This is a genomic window from Actinospineispora spinosispora DSM 44797 (assembly GCF_000429025.1).
In the GTDB taxonomy this organism is placed as follows: Bacteria; Actinomycetota; Actinomycetes; order Mycobacteriales; family Pseudonocardiaceae; genus Pseudonocardia; species Pseudonocardia spinosispora.
In genome coordinates, this window is record NZ_AUBB01000032.1 from 47,520 (window position 1) to 67,179 (window position 19,660).

General features: G+C 70.7%; 1 protein-coding gene (running past one end of the window). It reads left to right on the top strand.

The genetic code is table 11. The features are described 5' to 3' along the window. Window positions 1-19,660 carry the 5' portion of a preprotein translocase subunit SecA gene (locus G406_RS47315; RefSeq protein WP_156934928.1) on the top strand. It continues 24,617 nt past the right edge of the window, so 19,660 of the gene's 44,277 nt are visible here — the first part of the coding sequence; its start codon is at window positions 1-3; the stop codon falls past the right edge of the window.

Consider the following 19,660-nt stretch of genomic DNA (forward strand, 5'->3'; position numbering starts at 1 on the left):
GTGACCTCAGCAGGCAGGCGGCGTGTTCGCGCCGTCGTGTCGCTGATGCTGCGCGGGCTCATCTCGACGGTCGGCTCGCTGTCGTTCGGGAAGGTTCTGCTCGGTGCCGCTCTGGTGTGGACGGCCGCGACGCTGGTGTCGATGAGCGGCGCGCCCCACAGCGGGTCGGCAGTCGCCGACGGCGAAGGCGCGCACACCGCCGCGGTGAAGACCGTCGCGGTGATGATCGACACGGCGAAGGCCGACTACTCCGACAGCGGCCTCGGCGACTCCGGTTACGACGACTCGGGGTTCGCCTGGCTCGGCGGCGGCAGCGTCAAGCCTTCGACGGCGACAGGTACGACGCCGGCGATGGAGGATGCGGAGTCGTACGACGCCGCGGCCGCTGAGTGGTTGTCGCCGGGCCGGTCCTCGGCGAGCAAGACCGCGGCCACCGACGTGGCCAAGGGTGGCCACGCGGACGGCCCCGCGGCCGCGGACGGCCCGTCGGACTCGGCGGCCGGTTTCCTCGTGGGGTTGTTGGAGCGGATCGGGACAGCACTCACCGGTAGCGGTCCGGGTTCCCCCTCGGCCGGTTCGGCCGAGCTGGCGGATGCGCAGAGCGCGACGCTCCGCAGCGCGGTCCGGTCCGGTGACCCGGCGACGATCCGGGAAGCGACCCGCAACACCGTGGACGCGTCGCTGAAGCACGCGCGCACCGTGACCCGCCACGCCCTGGCGAAGGGCGAGGCCGTGGAACGGGACGCCGCGGACGATCAGGTCGCCGAGCGAGTGAGCGATGTTTCCGGCCGGGCCTCGGCGGGTGTGCCCGGCGCGAGCCGGCGGCTCGACGAGACGGCCGGGCAGACCGTGGACCCCGCTCAGCTCGAGCAGTGGGTTGATCTCGCCGCCGCGCAGGGCAAGAACGCGGCAGCGTCCTCGTCGGCGAACACCGCGAACGGCGTCCGTGCGAACGGCGGCCAGGCGGTCCAGGCCCTCGAGGGTGTCGTCGACCTGGTGTCCGGGATCGTGGGCACGGTGGCGGGTCAGCGGGCCGGTACCGCGACTCGCCGGGAGCTGACCGAACTGACCGATCAGGTCACCGCCGCGATCGAGGCGAGCGCGAAGCTGCGTCAGGGCTCCGGGATGGGCGCCGCCGGCAACGGCGGTTCGAACACCACGATGGCCACGACCGCCGAACGCGCACCCCAGCACACCGGCTCGGGTGGCACAGCAGGGATGACCCCGGACCGTGACGCCCGGCCGCCCGGCCGGACCGGCCAGGCCCGGGGCGAGGAGCCCACCCAGCTGTCCCACCGCGAGCTGGCGGTCGACGGGGCACGTGGCCCACCGGCGTCGCCGCGTGACCTCACCCGGAACGACAAGCGTGATGACGTCTCGAAGATTCGCAAGGCTGTTGACAACTTCATCGGTCAGATCAGGAGCGACGCACAGGGCCACGTAGGTGGTCACCGTGCCGGCGCCGGTCAGACAGACCTCTCCGGGGTGAGCGAGCTCCTGGACTCGGTCTTCGACCGCACCCTGAAGATGATCGACAAGGCCCTGAGCAAGAGCGGCGACCAGGGCCAGGGCGGCCGGCGTCCCGCCGGCCCGGCTCAGACCGGTGGCCTCGAGCAGGACCTGACCACGCTGACCAACGACTTCGTCGCGGCCCTGCTGAAGCGTCTCGGTGTGACCGGTGGCGGCGCACCCGCCGGCGACAACCCCGGAGCGGACGACGAGCAGCAGCGGTTGGCGCAGACCGGTCACGGCCGGCCCACCGACGACAACTCCTCCTCGAACACCTCTGGCCCCGGCCGCGCGGTGCGCGCGGGACAGAACGTCGACCAGGTGCTCTTCGGCGTGGTGGACATGATCTCCGGGCTGGTCGGCGCGACCGCCGGTCAGCGGGCCGGCGCTCAGACCCGCCAGGTGCTGGGCGAGCTGGCCGAGCAGGTGTCGGTTGCGATCGGCACCGGCAACGACATCGACTCCCGAGGCCGGCGCATGGGCGACAGCACCAACGCCGGCTCGCCGGCCACTACCGGCAAGGGCGACACCCCGTCGGGTCTCGCCCCGGACACCGACCCGACCCGGATGCTCTGCGCGTGGATCGGCGGCTGCCCGGCCGACACCACATCCACCACCACGCGACCCCACACCGTGCAGGCGCGGGGCCCACCGGCGAAGCAGACCGCTACCAAGCCTGACAGCAAGACCGTCTCGACCCCGCTCCCGGCGGGCATCACCTCCGCCCAGGCCGCGAACGCGAAGAAGATCATCGCCACCGGCCAGAAGATGGGCATCTCGGAGGACGGCCTGCGGATCGCCCTCGCCGCGGCGATGCAGGAATCCGGACTCCGCAATCTCAACCACGGCGACCGCGACTCGCGGGGCCTGTTCCAGCAGCGCCCCTCTCAGGGCTGGGGCACCTCCGCCCAGGTCCGCGACCCGATCCACGCCGCCACCCAGTTCTTCACCCACCTGAACGACGTCGCGGGCTGGGAGAAGATGTCCGTGACCCGCGCGGCGCAGGCCGTACAGCGTTCCGCTCACCCTGGCGCCTACGCCAAGTGGGCCGACAAAGCCGAGAAGCTGGTCGACCACATCCTGGGCGCCGGACAGCACACCAAGCGGACCACCCCGAAGCAGACCGCACCCCAGGGTGACGACGAGCAGCTCGCGGCCACCGGCCGCCCCGGCGGTGCGCGCCCGGTGAGCACCACCGCGATCGGCGGCCTCGGCGAGGACATCTCGAAGCTGACGAACGGCTTCGTCGCCGAGCTGCTCAAGCGTCTCGGTGCGGGCCAGGGCAACGGTCAGGGCGTCCAGCCGGGTCAGGGTCGGCAGGATCCGGCCGAGGCGATCGGGGACTTCATCGACACCGCGTCCGGCATCGTGGGCGAGGTTGCCGGTGAGAAGGCGGGCAAGCAGACGCAGCAGGCGCTGGCCGGTCTGTTCGAGCAGCTGCTGTCCGGCAAGCAGAGTAGCCAGGGCCAGAGCGGCTCGCGCCCGGGTGGTCAGGGCCAGACCGGCGGCCAGGGCCAGAGCGGCCAGGGCAGCGACCTCGGTGAGGACATCAGCGACCTCACCGGCGACTTCGTGTCCGACCTGCTCAAGCGTCTCGGTGTGGGTGGCGGCGACCGGGGCAACGGCCACGGCGACTCCAGCGGCCGGGGCCACCATGACAACGACGGTGACAACGACCACGACAGCCTGGGTGACGGCATCGATGACTTCGTCGACGGGCTGCTCGACGATCTGGGCGTATCCGGCCGCCGCAACGGCTACTCGAACCACGCTTCGGGCGGCGACTCGGAGAAAGGAAGCCTGGGCAAGGACCTCTCCGAGCTGACCGGCAACTTCGTCACCGATCTGCTCGAGCGTCTCGGGGTGGGCGGCGTCCGACCCGGCCAGGCCGACGGTCAGGGCCAGGGCGACCAGACCGCTGGCCAGGGTCAGCGCGGCCAGGGCGGTCGGCAGGATCCGGCCGAGGCGATCGGGGACTTCATCGACACCGCGTCCGGGATCGTGGGCGAGGTTGCCGGTGACAAAGCGGGCAAGCAGACCCAGCAGGCGCTGACCGGCCTGTTCGAGCAGCTGCTGTCCGGCAACCAGAACAGCCAGGGCCAGTCCACCCGGCGCCCGGACCAGGCCGGCAACCTGGGCGAGCACATCTCGACGCTGACCGACGACTTCGTCTCGGAGCTGCTCGAACGCCTCGGCCTCGGCGGTCAGAGCCGGGGTCGGTCCGCCGGTCAAGGCCAGTCCGGTAGCCACGACGGGGGTGCCGACGCGCGTGGCGGTGTGGATGGGTTGCTCGGCGGCATCGGTGACTTCGTCGACGGGCTGCTCGGCGACATCCTCGGCGGTGGCTCGCGGGGCGGCGGTTCCGGTCACCGCGGCGACTCCGCGAAGGGTCGTCTCGGCGAGGACATCTCTCAGCTGACCAACGACTTCGTGTCCGATCTGCTGAAGCGGGTCGGCCAGGCCGGGGGCAACGGTCAGGGCCAGCGGCCGGGAGCGGACGAGGCGCTGGGCAACTTCGTGAACACCGCGTCCGGGATCGTGGGCAGGGTCGCGGGGGACAAGGCCGGTCAGCAGACCCAGCAGGTGCTGGGTGGTCTGTTCGAGCAGCTGCTGTCCGGCGGCCAGAAGCAGGGCAGCGCCGGTCAGGGTCAGTCCGGGCGCAACGGCAGCGACGAGGGCCGCGACTCTCGGCGGCAGAGCCTGGACGACGTGCTGTCGCGGTTCGTGACCTCGGCGTCCCGCGTCGTCACCGATGTCGCAGGGAAGAAGGCCGGCCGCAAGGCGGAGAAGGCCCTGTCGCGGCTGCGGGAGGACTTCACCGACTCGCTGAGCCAGAGCGGCTCCCAGAAACAGCCGCGGGCACAGAACAGTGTGCAGGCCTCCGGTGACTCGGCGCGCAGGGCAACGACCGGCCAGGGCGGTGGGTTGGCCGGCGCGGTCACCGACTCGGTGACCGAGTTCGTGGGGAACCTGCTGGACATGCTGGGCATCGGCGGGCAGAACAGCCAGGGCCGGGGCAACGGTCAGGGCACTCAGCCCGGAAGCGGCGCGGGCGCCTCCCAGACTCAGGGCGGCACGCGCACGGCGGGCCTGGAGGACTTCGCGCGGATCCTGGGCGGGGTCACCGATCTGGTGTCCGGACTGGTCGGCGCCACGGCTGGTGAGCAGGCCGGGGCACAGGCACGCGAGATGTTGACCGCCGCCGCCCAGGACGTGCTGGCCGCGTTGCAGAACGGTGGCCGCTACGGCCAAGGTGCGGACCAGAGCGGCGCCGCCCAGGCCGGCACCCAGAACGGAGCCGGTGAGAAGGGATGGGCGTTGAACAACGACGGCCAGTTCGCCGGCACCGAATGCCAGTCCGACGCCGAGTGCGCATTGAGCGACGGCACCCTGCGCACCCGCCAGCCCGACTCGCTGGGGTCGCGCGCACCCCCGGAGCTGCTGAGCGAGGACACTGATCCGAACGGCGGCGGTTTCAGGTTCGCGTCGTACTTCGACGACACCAACTACACGCAGCAGGCGCTGGACGACCGGCTCGCGGTGGTCAAGGGCCAGAAGAGCCTGGACGCCGCCACGCAGCAGCTGGCCGCGGGGAAGATCACCCAGGCCGCATACGACCAGCAGGTCTCCGCCCAGAAGGCGTTGCAGACCAAGGCGGATTCCTCCGCCGCCACGATCGACCCGTACGACGCCCAGCTGATCACCGATGTGGTGGCCGGGCAGCAGAAGCTGGGCACCGCGAAGACCGGTCTCGCCGCCAGCAAGGAGCAGCTGGACGCCGGGAAGATCACCCAGGCCGCCTATGACCAGAAGGTCGCCGAGTACAACACCCAGCGCGACACCGTGTACGAACAGACCGCGCAGCTGCGGCAGGCCACCGGGTACGGCAACGGCAACCTCGCCGATGCCGGCCGGGACGGTGCCGGCGCGGCGTGTGCGAACTCCGGTTCGTTCGGGTCCTGCTCGACCGCCGCGATCGACCCGAAGACCGGCAAGGTCGCCCAGGACGAGAGTCTCTGCCTGATCGGTGTGTCCGGCTGTGCGAGCACGTCGACGGCCGGTGACCGAACCGCGTCGGCGTCGTGCGATGTCGACAAGGGCTGTGCCACCAGCACCGAGGCAGGCAAGATCACCGCTCAGACCAGCTGCGGCGCCGGCGAATGCAACACCTCCAGCTCGGTGGACAGCCGGGGTGTGGACACCTTCTGCCAGGCACGCGGTGGCTGCGCGGAGAGTGGGGAGCTCCCCACCGCACCGGACGCGCGGGACCTCGCGGCGGGTAAGACCACCGGCATCTCCCGGACGTCCGGTACCTGCACCAAGGACTGCGCACTGACCGGTTTCGCGAACGCCACCGAGGCCGGTTCGGACTGCAGCACCCGCACCGGTGAGTGCACCGGTGACTCCACCGGCCGCCGCGCCACCGAGACAGCGCCGGCCGATGAGACCCCGGCCCAGGCCGCCGCCCGCGCGAAGGCCAACGGAGAGGCCTCCAGCAAGGCCCACTGCCAGGCGTCCTCGGCCGGTTGCGACACCACCACGACCGTGCGCTCCGGGGTCGACGAGAAGACCGGGCAGCGCGGTTGGCTGGTCGAGTTCCTCTTCGGCCCGAGCGAGCAGCGGACCAGCTCGCGGGTCGACCCGACCGCCGAGGCCTCCGTGCACTGCGCCCTCGGCGCCAAGGACTGCTCGGGCAACGCCACCACGACCATCGGTGGCAAGACCGAGAACACGACGACCACCCCGGCCCAGCAGGCCGGTGTCGGCGCGGAGACCCCGGCGAAGACCAACACCGACAACCGCACCCGCTCCGGTACCGCCGCCTGCGACGTCAAGGGCGGCGCCTGCACGTCGTCCTCCGGGCTCGGGGACGACGAGGACGAGGTACTGACCCACTCGTCGGTGGACTGTGAGACCCAGGGCTGCACCGGCAAGGGCACCACCGCGACCGCCGCGCAGGTCACCGCCGGCGGCAGCGACACCGCAGGGAAGACCGCCACCCGCGCGACCGACGCCCACCACGAGTGCAGCGCGTCGGGTACCAGCGGGGACTGCGCGAGCGACTCGTCCTCCTCGGTCACGAACGCCGGCCGGCAGCAGCCGGAGTTCACGCCGACCGCCTACGACCCCGACGGCACCGTCAAGCCCGCACCCCCGACCGACCCGGTCGCGGAGCTGGGCAAGGGCCTGTCCGCGCACTCCACGACCACCGCCACGCTGACCTGCGACTCGGCGGACTGCACAGCGTCGGGGACCGGGAAGACCTCCGGGCAGGCCACCGGTGACGTGCAGGGCACCCGGGACAGCGATGGCACCGACAGCTGCGAGCTCCACGGCGTCGGCGGCACCTGCGGTTCGGTCGCCGAGACCACCGTGTCCTACCGGCAGGAGCGGACCCGCGAGGACGGCACGCAGGTCCCGGCGGGTGTCGTGAGCGTCTCGAACGCCGACTCGCAGGTCCGCTGCGACAACGCGGCCGAGTGCGGCGGCAAGGCACACGCGGCCACCTCCGCGCTGGACACCGATGTGTCGAAGGACCGCAGAGGGTCGTCGGACACCGCCGAGTGCACGGTGCGCGGCGGCGGCTGTCTCGGGCAGGCCTCCTCGGACGGCTCCAGCGCCCCGGACTTCGTCAGGACCGACCCGAAGACCGGTCAGCCGCTGAAGGGCCAGCCCACCACCGGCCCCACCTCGACATCGAGGGCGTCGGCGTCGGTGGACTGCAGGTCCACCAGCTGTGCGGGGACCGCGACGACGACCGCCGCCGCCTGGGACGGCGCCGTCGACGGTGGCAGGCCCCGCACCTCCACCGGCACTGTCGGCTGCGAAGCGGGCGCCCAGACCTGCCAGGTCCAGACGCTGTCCAACGCCACCACCGGCCCCGGCGCCGCACTGAGCTACGCGGGCGAGGACGCGGCCGTCAATGACAAGCGCCTGCCCGCCGGCCCGTCCGCCGCCAGCAGCATCGGCGGGAAGATGATGTGCGAGTCCGACGGTGCCTGCGGCGGGAAGTTGTCGGGCACCGTCACCGGCACGGACCCGTCGGTCTCCGAGCAGGCGCGGGGCAACCGGGCCGAGGGTTCCTGCGGCGGTGTGGTCGGCGGGACCTGCACCTCGGTGATCAACGGTGGTGCCTCGTCCGGCCCGGATGCCAACTCGATCAAGCCGATGGTGGCCGACCAGCCCACCGCCAACGCCACCCAGAACGAGTCCCAGGTCGGCGGTCGGTCCGGTGAGGGCAACCAGCAGGCCCAGAACGGCAAGAACGCCACCAACGCCTCCCAGTCCGGCAAGGGCGGCCAGGACGGCGGCTCCGGCGAGCAGCCCAACCAGCCGGCCACCGCCCCCGGTTCCTCGGCCTCCTCCGGCGGCTCGTCCGTCGCGGGTGCCTCCAGCTGGACGAGTGCGTGGGCGAACCTGAACTGCGACGGGCAGACCGCCTGCAAGGGCACCCCGCACAGCTCCGCGACCGGCATCACCGCCGATGACCACCGAGGCGGCGGCACCGGATCCCGCGGCCCTCCGGCGGCGAACACCACCGCCGAAGCCACCGGCAAGACCACCAGCACGTGCGACTCCACCGGGTCCGCCTGCCAGGCGCTCTCCACCTCGAGCGCCGCATCCGGCCAGGTCGTCGCCGACATCTACACCGAGCAGAACACCGCGCAGGTCCGGCAGATCACGCAGCAGGCCACCGACGCGAAGGCCGCCGCGGCCAAGGCCGAGGAGGCCGCCGCCGCCCCCGGCGCGACCGACGCGCAGCGCGAGGCCGCGAGCAAGGCCGCGAAGACCGCCGAGCAGGCCACCAAGGCCGCCGCGGACGCGGCTGAGGCGATCAAGAAGCCGATCCCGGAAGACCAGCTCCCCGTCACCTGGTCGCAGTCCACCGCCGTCGCCCAGTGCGCGGGCCCGAACTGCAAGGCCACTACGACCGGCGACACCTCCGGTACCCCCGGCACCGCGCACACCGACGCCACCTGCACCGCCGGCACCGGCGGCTGCGCGTCCACCAGCGACGTCACCACCACCCTGATGCGCGACTCGGGCCAGCACACCCAGCCCGACGCGTCCAGCGACAAGAAGAACGAGGGCACGCCCATCCCCGGGGTCTCCGGCACCGCCGAGACCGGTTCCAGCATCGTCTGCCCGGACGCCGGTTGCACCGGCAAGGTCACCGGCAAGGCCAACGCCGCCGCGGGCCAGGGCGAGCACCACAGCAGCAGCGACGGCGACGGCAACACCGCCTGCGACGGCAAGACGAAGTGCCAGGCCGGTATCCGCGCCAGCGTCTCCACCGCGTCCAGCGCCGCGGACGTACCGGAGGCGCAGCGGTTCGCCAGCACCTCCGTGAACATGACCGCAAGCTGCACCGACGGTGCCAAGGGCTGCCCGGTCCACGCGGTCAGCCACAGCGACTCGGTCGGTTCGCCGAACGTGCACGCCAAGACCACCACCAGCTGTGACACCGCCGCCGGCTGCATAGCCGGCAGCTCCGCCACCGCCTCCCCGGAGATGGCGCAGACCTCGTTCCAGTGCGGTGGTGCCGAGGGCTGCACGGGCCACAGCGAGGGCAACGCCAAGGTCGGCGCCGCCAAGGGCGACGCCACCGCCGACTGCGGCCCGGCGAAGAACGGCCAGTGCGGCGGCGGGGTGCAGGTCGGGGCCTCCGGCGACGGCAGCGCGCTCGCCGGCGCCACCTGCCAGGGCACCGAGGGCACCAAGTGCCACTACAGGTTCGAGGCCAGCGCCTCGGACCGGGCACGCTCCGGGGCGAACTGGGCCAAGGCCGACGCGCACGGCTCCGAGGAGGGTGACAACGGCGGCGGCATGGTCCAGGTGATGGCCAAGGCCACCGCGGGCGCTGGTCAGGCACAGGCCTCCGCGACCTGCAAGGGCGCCAAGAACTGCACCAACCCCTACAGCGCGCACGCCGAGGCGCACGACTCCTACCAGGTGCGCGCCAGCAAGGCGAACCCCGACCAGCCCTCCGGCTACGGCAAGGCCGACGCCTCGGGCACCTGCCGAGGCGACAAGGCGGGCGGCGGCAGCTGCGGTGTGCAGGCGCAGGCCGACGCCCGTGCCGCGGCCGCCAAGGTGCAGTGCTTCGGCGACTGCTCCGGCTTCACCAAGGAGCAGGAGTCCGCCACCGGGTTCGTCAAGACCGGCCCGTCCTACAACGAGCAGCTCGCCGCCGCCCGCGCGGCGGCGGCCGCACGGGCCAGGCACCAGGTCCAGGACCCCGAAGCGTGGATGAAGGGCCTGAAGGACGGCGAGTCCGGCGACCTCGTCGTGAAGACCAAGGACGGCTACAAGCTCTACAGCAAGAAGGGCGACGGCGACGTCCAGGTCACCGACTGCCCCCAGTGCAAGGCCGGTGAGTCGTTCACCGGCGACGGCGGCACGAAGATCACCATCAACTCCGACGGTGGCGTCGCGGGCAGCCGCACCTCGAAGGAGGGCAAGGGGGACCACACGTGCGACATGAGCCTCGGCTGCGGGCTGACCGGAAACGACAAGGGTGACGGGGACGGCAAGTACTGGGTCAAGGGCACCGGCAAGGTCCACGACGGCATCACCGATTCCGACCTGCACTACAAGGACTCGCGACCGGCCGGGGGCACCACCCCGAACCTCAACGAGGGCAGCTTCGGCAACACCAAGGGCAAGGCGTTCGAGTTCACCTGCAACGGCGGCTGCGACGGCACGCTCAGCAACTACGACCTCGGCAAGGGCAAGTTCACCGACAAGATCGACCTCGAAGGCACCTCGAACATGATGTCCGGCCGAGACGGGCTGGGGAACCTGGGCAACCTCACCCACTACGGCCGGGGCACCATCACCCTCGAGGGCCGCGACCACAAGGCGATGGAGCCCCTCCAGTCCAAGACCGTGGACGGGCTGAACCCGAGCGACTGGGCGAAGGTCACCAACAAGTACGGCTACAACAACTGGGACCGCGAAACCCTGGACAAGGTCCTCGACGACGGCGACACGCTGACCGGTTTCCAGACCGACGGCAAGGGCGGCGTCCAGAAGGTCGTCAAGACCGAGAAGGGCAAGATCGAGGTCACCGACTGCCCCGAGTGCAAGGCGGGTGGAAACCCGGTCAAGGGCGGTGGCGACGGGACGATCACCTTCGGTCGCGACGGTGACGGCACCGTCACCCAGACCACGGCGCCCGGCAAGGACAAGAGCACCTGCACGTCGAACACCAGCTGTGCACTGGCCGCCGACTCCGAGGGCAACGGCTACTACTGGATGCAGGGCAAGGGCAACGTCCACGACGGCGCCACCGGCTCCACCATGAACTTCAAGGACGGCCACCGGGAGACCACCAACTCCGGCCGCCTCGGCGGCAAGGACGGCGAGCCGTTCAGCTTCACCTGCAACGGTGGCTGCGAGGGCGACGTCAGCAACCTCGACCTCGGCAAGGGCAAGTTCACCGACCACATCGACGTCGCCGGCAGCCAGACCATGATGACCGGCCGCGACGGCCAGGCAGGCCCGGGCAACTACAGCTTCGCCGGCAAGGGCAAGGTCGTCCTCCAGGTCGGCAAGGACGGCAAGGACGTCATCACCTCGGACGGCAACGGGGAGAACCCCGGCGACAACTGGACGGTCGTCCTCACCCGCGGCGTCGACACCCCGGGCTACTACGACCTCGGCGGCGGCCAGACCGGTGAGATCCAGCTCAACGAGGGCTACGGCATCAAGCAGGTCGACGCCAGCCACAAGATCCCGGTCTACAACGACGAGGACATCAAGGAAGACATCTACAAGTGCAACAGCATGTGCGGCAAGATCGGCCCGGTCAAGGACGGTGTGAAGACCTACAAGCCGGGCGAGAAGCAGGTCGGTGAGAAGGTCGTCGGCGAGGGCAACGGGCTCGCTGTGGTCACCCCCGACGGCAAGGGTGAGGGCGGCTCGCTGGGCTGTGACGGCGACTGCAACCTGACCCGCCCCCAGGGCATGAACCAGGTGGGCGAGCTGAAGGACGTCAGCCTCGTCGAGCCGATGGTCAAGAAGGGCGAGAAGCCGACCCAGCCCGCGGTGATCACGTTCCACGGCCCCGAAGACCCGTACCACATGCCGGACAGCAAGGTCCAGAAGTGGGTCGACCCGTTCGAGAAGGGCAACACGGCCCAGTGCGACTCGGCCAAGGGTGGCTGCCACTTCGGCATGGTCTACGGCCAGGGCGGGGGCACGGTCTGTTCGGGCGCGGGCTGCGACAGCACCAACGCCACGGGCGGGCGCCTCGAAGGCCCCGGCTACCTGTTGTTCCCCACCGTCGACGAGCACGGCAAGATCACCGGCAACGACGGTTACGGCTGCGAGACCGACCAGAACTGCAAGGCCAGCCCGGGGCTGAAGAACCTCGGCTGGGTGGGCGACCCGCATGCCTCCTGGATGGGCGGCATCGATCCCACCTTCCTGCGGCCGGGCCAGAACACCGAGGTCGACAAGCAGATCTACCAGGCGCTCGCCCCGCTCGGGGTCAAGCCGGGCGACCCGCTGCCGCCGCTGGATCCGGCCGGCGAGAAGCTGTTGCAGGACTACGACAAGGCGCACGGCACCAAGTTCTGGGAGCAGTACTCCGACGCGCTGCCGCAGCTCACCCAGGGCCAGAAGGACCTGGCGGTCCTCAAGGTCGCCGGCGCGCTGGACACCCTGCAGCGCCGCAGCGCCGCACTGCAGGACCAGCTGCCCGGCCTGCAGGACGCGATCACCGCCCAGAAGCAGTACAACGCGGGCAAGATCGGCTTCGACGAGCTGCAGCCGCACCTGAAGGTGATCGACAAGGCGCTGGAGATGGACCAGGAGTACGCGGGCGCCCGCGCGCTGGTCGACGGCATCAGCGGCCTGTCCTACCGGCCGGCGACCAGCGAGAGCGACCAGGACCTCGGCGGTAAGCCCGGGGTGGTCGGCCAGACCGAGGGCGAGCGCCTGCAGGACGCCCAGAAGCGCTTCTACGAGGACAAGCTGCCCAAGTTCGGCATCGACCCGGCCACCGGCAAGCCGAAGGAGCTCACCCTCGACGAGCGGGCGAAGGGCAGCGCCGCGACCGTCGCCGGCCTGAGCATGCTGCCCCGCACCCAGGCGCTGAACAAGGAGTCCGGCGACTGGCACACCGAGAACGACAAGCTGACGAAGGCCGGCGGGGCCACCCCCGAGCAGGCCAAGGAGATGAACGACTGGTCCGACCGGCTCGATGCGAAGAAGGCCGCGCTCGACACCGTTCAGAGCAACATCGAGAAGCTGCAGAAGGACCTGCCCGGTGGGGTCACCATGTCCCGGGACGAACAGCGCCGCGATGACCTCGACGCGGTCAGGGAAGCCGGCGACGACAAGCTCGCCGGAAAGCTCGTCCAGTGGGACAACCTGCAGAAGGACGCCGAGAAGCTGACCGGCGAGATGGAGAAGTCCGACAGCAAGTACCAGCAGAAGCTGGCCAAGGACTACTACAAGCCGCTGGCCGGCCTGGCCGGGCTGAACTACAACACCCTCGCCCGCGACCAGGGTTCACGCGATCCCCGCAGCGGGCTCGGCGACATCCCGCTGCCCTCCTCCGGGCACCCCGACCTGTACTTCGGGGCGCGCTCGGCGTACTTCGAGGGCGCCCAGAACGCCTCGGCCAAGGACGACGAGGTTCTGGCGAAGACCTTCAACCAGGGCGGCCTGCTGCTGGACAAGGACGGCCGGCCGCTGACACCAGGCAAGACCGACGCCGACCGTCGCGCCGAGCTCGCCGCCCAGGGCATCACCGACCGGGAAGGCGTCAAGAACCAGTACCTGAAGGCCATCGGGATCAAGGACATCAACAACCTCACCGAGGACGAACAGAAGAAGCTGGGCGCGCCCATCGACAAGATGCGTGAGTACCGGGAGGACCACGACGGCAAGGGCAAGGTCTCCGGGAACATCGTCCTGGTCGAGGTCGACGGCAAGGTCGTCGCGGACTGGTCGTTCAGCGAGACCTACCGGACGCCCCCGGACACCCATTCGGGCTTCTACGAGGCCAAGGTCGGCCACCCCCCGGGTGAGAAGCCGAAGCCCGCGTGGGAGGTGAAGGTCTTCGACCGCAGCGGTGAGCGCTACAACGGCTTCGACGACTTCTACGAGAACAACCACCTGTACGGCGTGGATACCAAGATCTCCACGTCGAAGGACTGGACGGGCAGCGGCACCGGCGGCAACTACGTCGGCGGTGGGCACGAGGCACCGAGCTGGTGGGACAAGTACGGCGCCTACGTCCTCGGCATCCCGATGGTCGTGGGCGGCATCCTGACCACCCCCATCGGTGGTACCGCTGCCACCGCCGTCGGTCTCGGGATGATGGGGGCCGCCGGGACGGTGGGCGCCGTCAACGAGATCAAGCACCTGCAGAACATGGCCGACCACGGGCTGAGCCTCAACCCGTTCGCCTCCGGCCCCATCGGCACCGAGGCACGCAACGCCTGGCTCGGCCTCGGCGGTGACCTCATCTCGTTCGGCACCCTGGGTGTCGCGGGCGCCGTGACCAAACTCGGCGCGGGCGCGCTCGCCGCCCAGAAGGCCGGAAACGAGCTTCTCGCCGCCACCAACGCGGCCAGAGCGCTCGAGATCTCCTCGATGAAGTCCTTCAGGGTGGCCAACGGGGTTGCCATGGCCGACTTCGTCTACCTCAGCGGCGACGCCACCTACCGCTACATCTCCGATCTGCGAGGCGGCGCGCCCTGGGACTGGAACAGGGCCGGTCAGATCCTGATGGGCTGGGGCATGCTCGCCATGCCGCTCGCGTCGCACGCGGTGGTGAACCGCGTCAAACCAGGTTCGGACCTGGGCTCGCAGATGCAGGCACTGGTGCTCACGGGCGGAAAGAGCACCACCCGGCCCTCGATCATGAGTCTCCTGCCCGGCGAGTCCGGCACCACCGAGGTACGCCAGGGCGGCAGCGGCAGGGCTCGGTTCGTGGTCGACTCGAAGGGCGAGGTCCGGGAGGTCAGGGACGCTGAGTCTGGTGGGGTTCCGCCTGGGCGTCGGGTGTTCGTGGGTGATTCGGATGGCGTGATCCGGGAGGTCAGGGACGCCCCGTCTGGCGGGATCCCGCCCGGGCGTCGGTTGTTCGTGGGTGACTCGAATGGCGTGATCCGCGAGGTCAGGGACGCAGCGTCTGGTGGGATTCCGCCTGAGCCTCGGTTGTTCGTGGGTGACTCGAATGGCGTGATCCGCGAGGTCAAGGATGCCCCGTCCGGCGGGATCCCCAGAGGAGTGAGCCCGGGCACCGCGTCGATGGCCGGGACCGGAGGCCAGGGCCTGCCCTCGGGTCAGGTCGCCGGCCAGGGCCAGGGTGGTTCGGCCGGGACCGCCGGTCAGGTGGCCGGGCAGGTCCAGGGTGGTTCGGCGGGTCAGGCGCCTGGGCAGGCCCAGGGCGTGCCGTCGGGTCAGGTGGCCGGGCAAGGCCAGGTCGGTCCGGCCGGGACCGCCGGGCAGGCCCAAGGCGGTTCGGCGGGTCAAGCGGGCGGGCAGGGCCAGGCCGGTTCTGGCGGGACCGCCGGTCAGGTGGCCGGGCAGTCCCAGGGCGGTTCGGCGGGTCAAGCGGCTGGGCAGAACCAGGCCGGTTCGGCGGGGCAGGCCGCACAGGGCCAGGGCGTGCCGGCGGCTGGCGGCGACAGCAAGCCCGCCACCCCGGCAAGCACTCCGAGCATTCCGAGCACCCCGGGCGAGTCGCATCAGGCCGGCCAGGCCGGCGCACCCGGTGCCGCCGGCGCCACCTCCGGCGGCGACCACTCGAGCGTTCAGCCACGTGGTGGCGGGGACGGTCACGGCCCCGGTGGTCAGGGCCAGGACCCGGCCACACCGCCCAGCCCGGCCGGTTCGTCCGTGCAGCGTTCGGTTGGTTCCGGTGGCGACGGCGGGTCGATGGCGGCCGACACCCCGGGCGGTCAGCCCGGCACGGGGCAACACGCGGGCGCCCCACAGAAGCTCGGTACCGAGGGACATGACCCGGTGAGCCAGCTGGACAAGGCACCGAAGCAGGGGCCCCCGACCCACTCGACCCCCGACAACACCGCCGCGAAGAAGGGAGACCGGCCAGGACAGAGCAGCGACCCGTCCACACCCGCACGCGAGGAGGTCCGCCCAGGACAGGACACACACGGAGAACCCTCAGTTCACCGCCCGGACGAGCAGTCCGGCGGCAGCACGAAGGACGCCGAAGCACCCCTCGGCGCGGACAAGAACTGCGGCTGCGAGTCGATCGAACGCGTCATGCGCGACGACCCGGGCTCAGTCGATCCGGACGGGGTACGCAAGGCGGGATACCACGACCAGAAGACCGACGAGGTCCAGAAGACCGCGGAGGACACCCTCGATGGTCGTACCGAGAAGGCCGACTCCGACCAGTTCCACCAGTGGCTGGACGGTGCCGCACCCGGCACCAAGTTCCTGCTCTGGCTGAAGGGACCTGAGGGTCAGCCCGGTCACGTGGTCGGTGGGTGGAAGCACCCGCAGACCGAGAAGACCCAGATCTTCGACGGGCACGAGGTGTCCGACAGGGCCCCGGACAACACCGTGGGCTTCACCGAGATCGACGGCGGCAAGAACCCCGACGCGCCGAGGATGGCCGACGAGGTCGGCGAGTACGTCGGCGCCCGTCAGAGCGAGCACGGCACCGGCGACGAGCCGAAGCTCGAACTAGTACCGCGGCTGCAGGAGCGCGACCCGTCACGCGTCGTGCGCGACCGGGAGCCCCCGGAGTCCGAACGCATCGTCGTGAACGACGACGGCCGCTTCTACCGGGCAGGCACCGGTCTGCCGCTGGAGCAGGGGCTCTGGTCCTTCGTCGTCGACGGACAGGCACGGATGTACGTGGCCAAGCCCAACTTCGAGTTCGGGCGTCTCGTCGGGCACCGGGCGATCCTCGGCGAGAACGCCCCGGTCGCCGCGGCGGGCGAGATCGTGATCGGCTTCCAGCCGGGGCTCGCGGTGCACCTGAACCTGAAGAGCGGGGGCTTCTCGTTCAGCTCCAAGCCCCAGTTCGTGCGGCTGCTCCTGGGCTGGCGGGCGGATCTCAGCAAGCTGACGCCGTTCGCCGAGGACGGCTCCCGAATGCCCTACAGCATCAAGGCACGGCCCCGCGACGTGGCTGGTGAGCGTCCGATCAGCATGACCACCGACACCGCCGCGCAACGTCCCGGCCCGGAGCAGAACTGTGGTTGCGAGACCCAGGCACGGATCCACACCCGCAACCCGCACGACGTCGACCCGTCCACGGTCCGCCCGGCGCAGCCCTGGGAGCAGGTCACCGACGGCCAGCAGGCTCACGCGGAGAACAACCTCAACGGCCACACGGCCGCGACGGGCGCCGCCGGTGTCCAGCAGCGGATCGATTACGCCATGCCTGGCACCCGATTCATCGTGTGGATGAAGGGCGCCGGCCCGAACGTCGGGCACATGATCTTCGCCTGGCGTAACCCGTGGACCGGGAAGGCCGAGTTCTTCGACGGCCACCAGGTCACGAACGAGGCCCCGAGGAACACCGTGGGCTTCACCGAGATCGGCGCCGGCAAGAACCCGGATGCGCCGAGGATGTCCGACCTGATCGGCGAGTACGTCGGTGCACAGCACGCCAAGCCGGGCGAGCGCGGCGCCGGCGAGGAGAACCGCAAGACCACCGTGGCCCCGGGTGAACCGGCTTCGAACGCACCCGGGCGCGACCCGGAACCGGCGGACACGACCAAGCCCGGCCAGGGGGCCGACCCCAGCGCGCCGCCGCTCTCCCGGGCCGAGGTCGAGCAGAAGGCCGATGAGGCCGAGCAGCTCCGCGTTTCCGAGCTCGTGGGCATGGGCTGGAAGCAGCTGAACGCGTGGCTCCGGGACGCCGAGAGGCCGGACTCGCCGTACGACCCGGTGGTCGCCGGGGTAGCGGCGTGGAAGGCCGCCGTCCTCCTGAAAACCGGCAAGGTGCTCTACAAGAGCCAGATGCAGACCGCGGTGGTCATCGCACACGAGATGATCGCCGGCCTGCCGCCGAGCGGTGGCAAGACGCTGAGCGCGCCGGGCGCCGTCGTGGCGGAGCTGATTCGCCAGAGACGGGCCGGTACCAGCGAGGGTGTGGCGGTAGAGACGCACACCGCCGACCGCGCCAAGGCTGACTATGACGAGGTCTCCCCGATCCTCGGGAAGCTGGGATACCGGGCCGGCCTCAACGAAGCCGGTCTCCACGGCACTCAAAAGAAGACGGAGTGGGGCAACGACGTCACCTACACCCACTACGTCGAGCACGGCCACGACATCGTGCGCGACCGCACGGCTCCGGCAGGCTCCGAGGTGTTGGGTGACCGCAAGCCGTTCGTGATCGCCGACGAGGCCGACCTCATCGGTGTCCACCAGAGCGACGAACCGCTGGTCACGGCCGAGGAGGGGATCGGCCCACCGAAGCACGCGGACGACCTGGCGACGGCGGCGAAGGTTGCGCCGCAGCTGCAGCGCAACGAGGGTCAGCCGAAGCCCGACTTCCAGGTGTCCGACCGGTCGCATGCCCAGCTGACCAAGGCCGGGGTCAAGAAGGCCTCCAAGCTGACCGGGAAGAACCTGAAGCTGAAGAAGAACGAGCCACTGCGTGCCGCGGTGGAAGCGGTGCTGACCGCCGAGCACGCCCTGAGGCCGGGCCGCGACTACAACACCGACGACCTGATGATCAACCCGCTCGGCTGGCAGGACACGGTGCGTCCGAACAGCCGGTTCGGTGCGTTGCTGGACAACGCGCTGCGCCAGAAGCACGACATGGAGCTGGGGCCGGACTCCACGATCATCGACCAGATCACCCCGAAGGAGATCTTCAGCGGGCACCGTTCCGGCGGCATGACCGGCACCCCGGATGGTCCAGGTTTCCTCGAGCTCTACGGCAAGCACAGCCTGGTGATCGCCCCCGAGCACGAGCCGCTGCTGACGGTGAACGACGCGATGCTGTTCGAGACCGGGGGCGACGCCGAGCTGTTCGCCGCCACCGCTGCGGCGAACGCGCGTCGTACCGGTCGGCCGCAGCAGATTTTCGTGGAGTCCCCGGAGGCCGCACATGCGGTCGCGGCCCATCTGCCGCCCGGCACCCGCTACCAGATGCTCACCAGTGAGACCCCGAAGGCGGATGTGCCGTTGATCGAGGCGCGCGCCGGTCAGCCCGGGATGATCACCATCGCCTCCCCGCGCGCTACCCGGGGCTTCAACTTCCCCCTCGGCGGTGACGCCGCTACGCTGGCCGCCGCCGAGATCAGGGCCAAGGGGCTCGACGAGAACAGCCCGGCGGCGAAGGCCATCCTGGATCGGGTCACCAAGCAGTCCGAACAGGACCGGCAGTCGATCATCGATCAGGGCGGCTACCAGCAGTGGCGAGTCGGCCGGCGTGGCCACCGGAACGACGACCTGCAGGAGCAGATGCGGGTGGCGCGTGCCGGAGAGCCGGGCGAGACGACGGATCTGCTGTCGCTCGGCGACTCGCTGGTGCAGTCCGGGCCGGTGGTCTACACCGTCGCGAAGGTCACCGCGCCGACCGGCCGCCCCACCACCACCCGCAACGCGAGTGCGATGCACGACGCGGCGCAGCAGCAGAGGATGAAGCAGGAGCTGGCCGCCAAGCAGAACGCCTCCACCACCGAGCGGCAGAACAGCCCCAGCAAGTCGGTCACCCAGCTGGGCGACACGGTCGGCACGGTGGACGTGAACGGTCCGCTCGCCGGCCGCTACGACCTGACCCGGCTCGCGCTCGCCGGACTCGGCGAGCCGGTACCGGGCCTGACGGAGGAGCAGAACGAGCAGCTGCGGCGTGACATCACCGAGTTCGACGTCACGCAGACACCCACGACCGTCCAGCACGCCGAGGCCAACGCCCGCGTCCTGGCGCTGGCCCCGCACCGCGACCTGGTCCGCAGGACCCCGACGTCCCAACAGGTTCAGGCGATGCAGGCCGAGTTCGAGCGTGCCGGGCGGGCCTTCGACCACTCCAGCGAGCTGGCCGGCCGGCTGGGCATGGACGCGGGCGAGTTCGCCGCGACCCTCACCGTGGTCGTCCGGATGGCCGCCGGTGCCACCGACGCCGACTCGGAACTGTGGCTGACCGCGCTGAACCCCGACGAGCTGCGGATCGTGCTCGGTTACGCGACCGGGCTCACCCGCG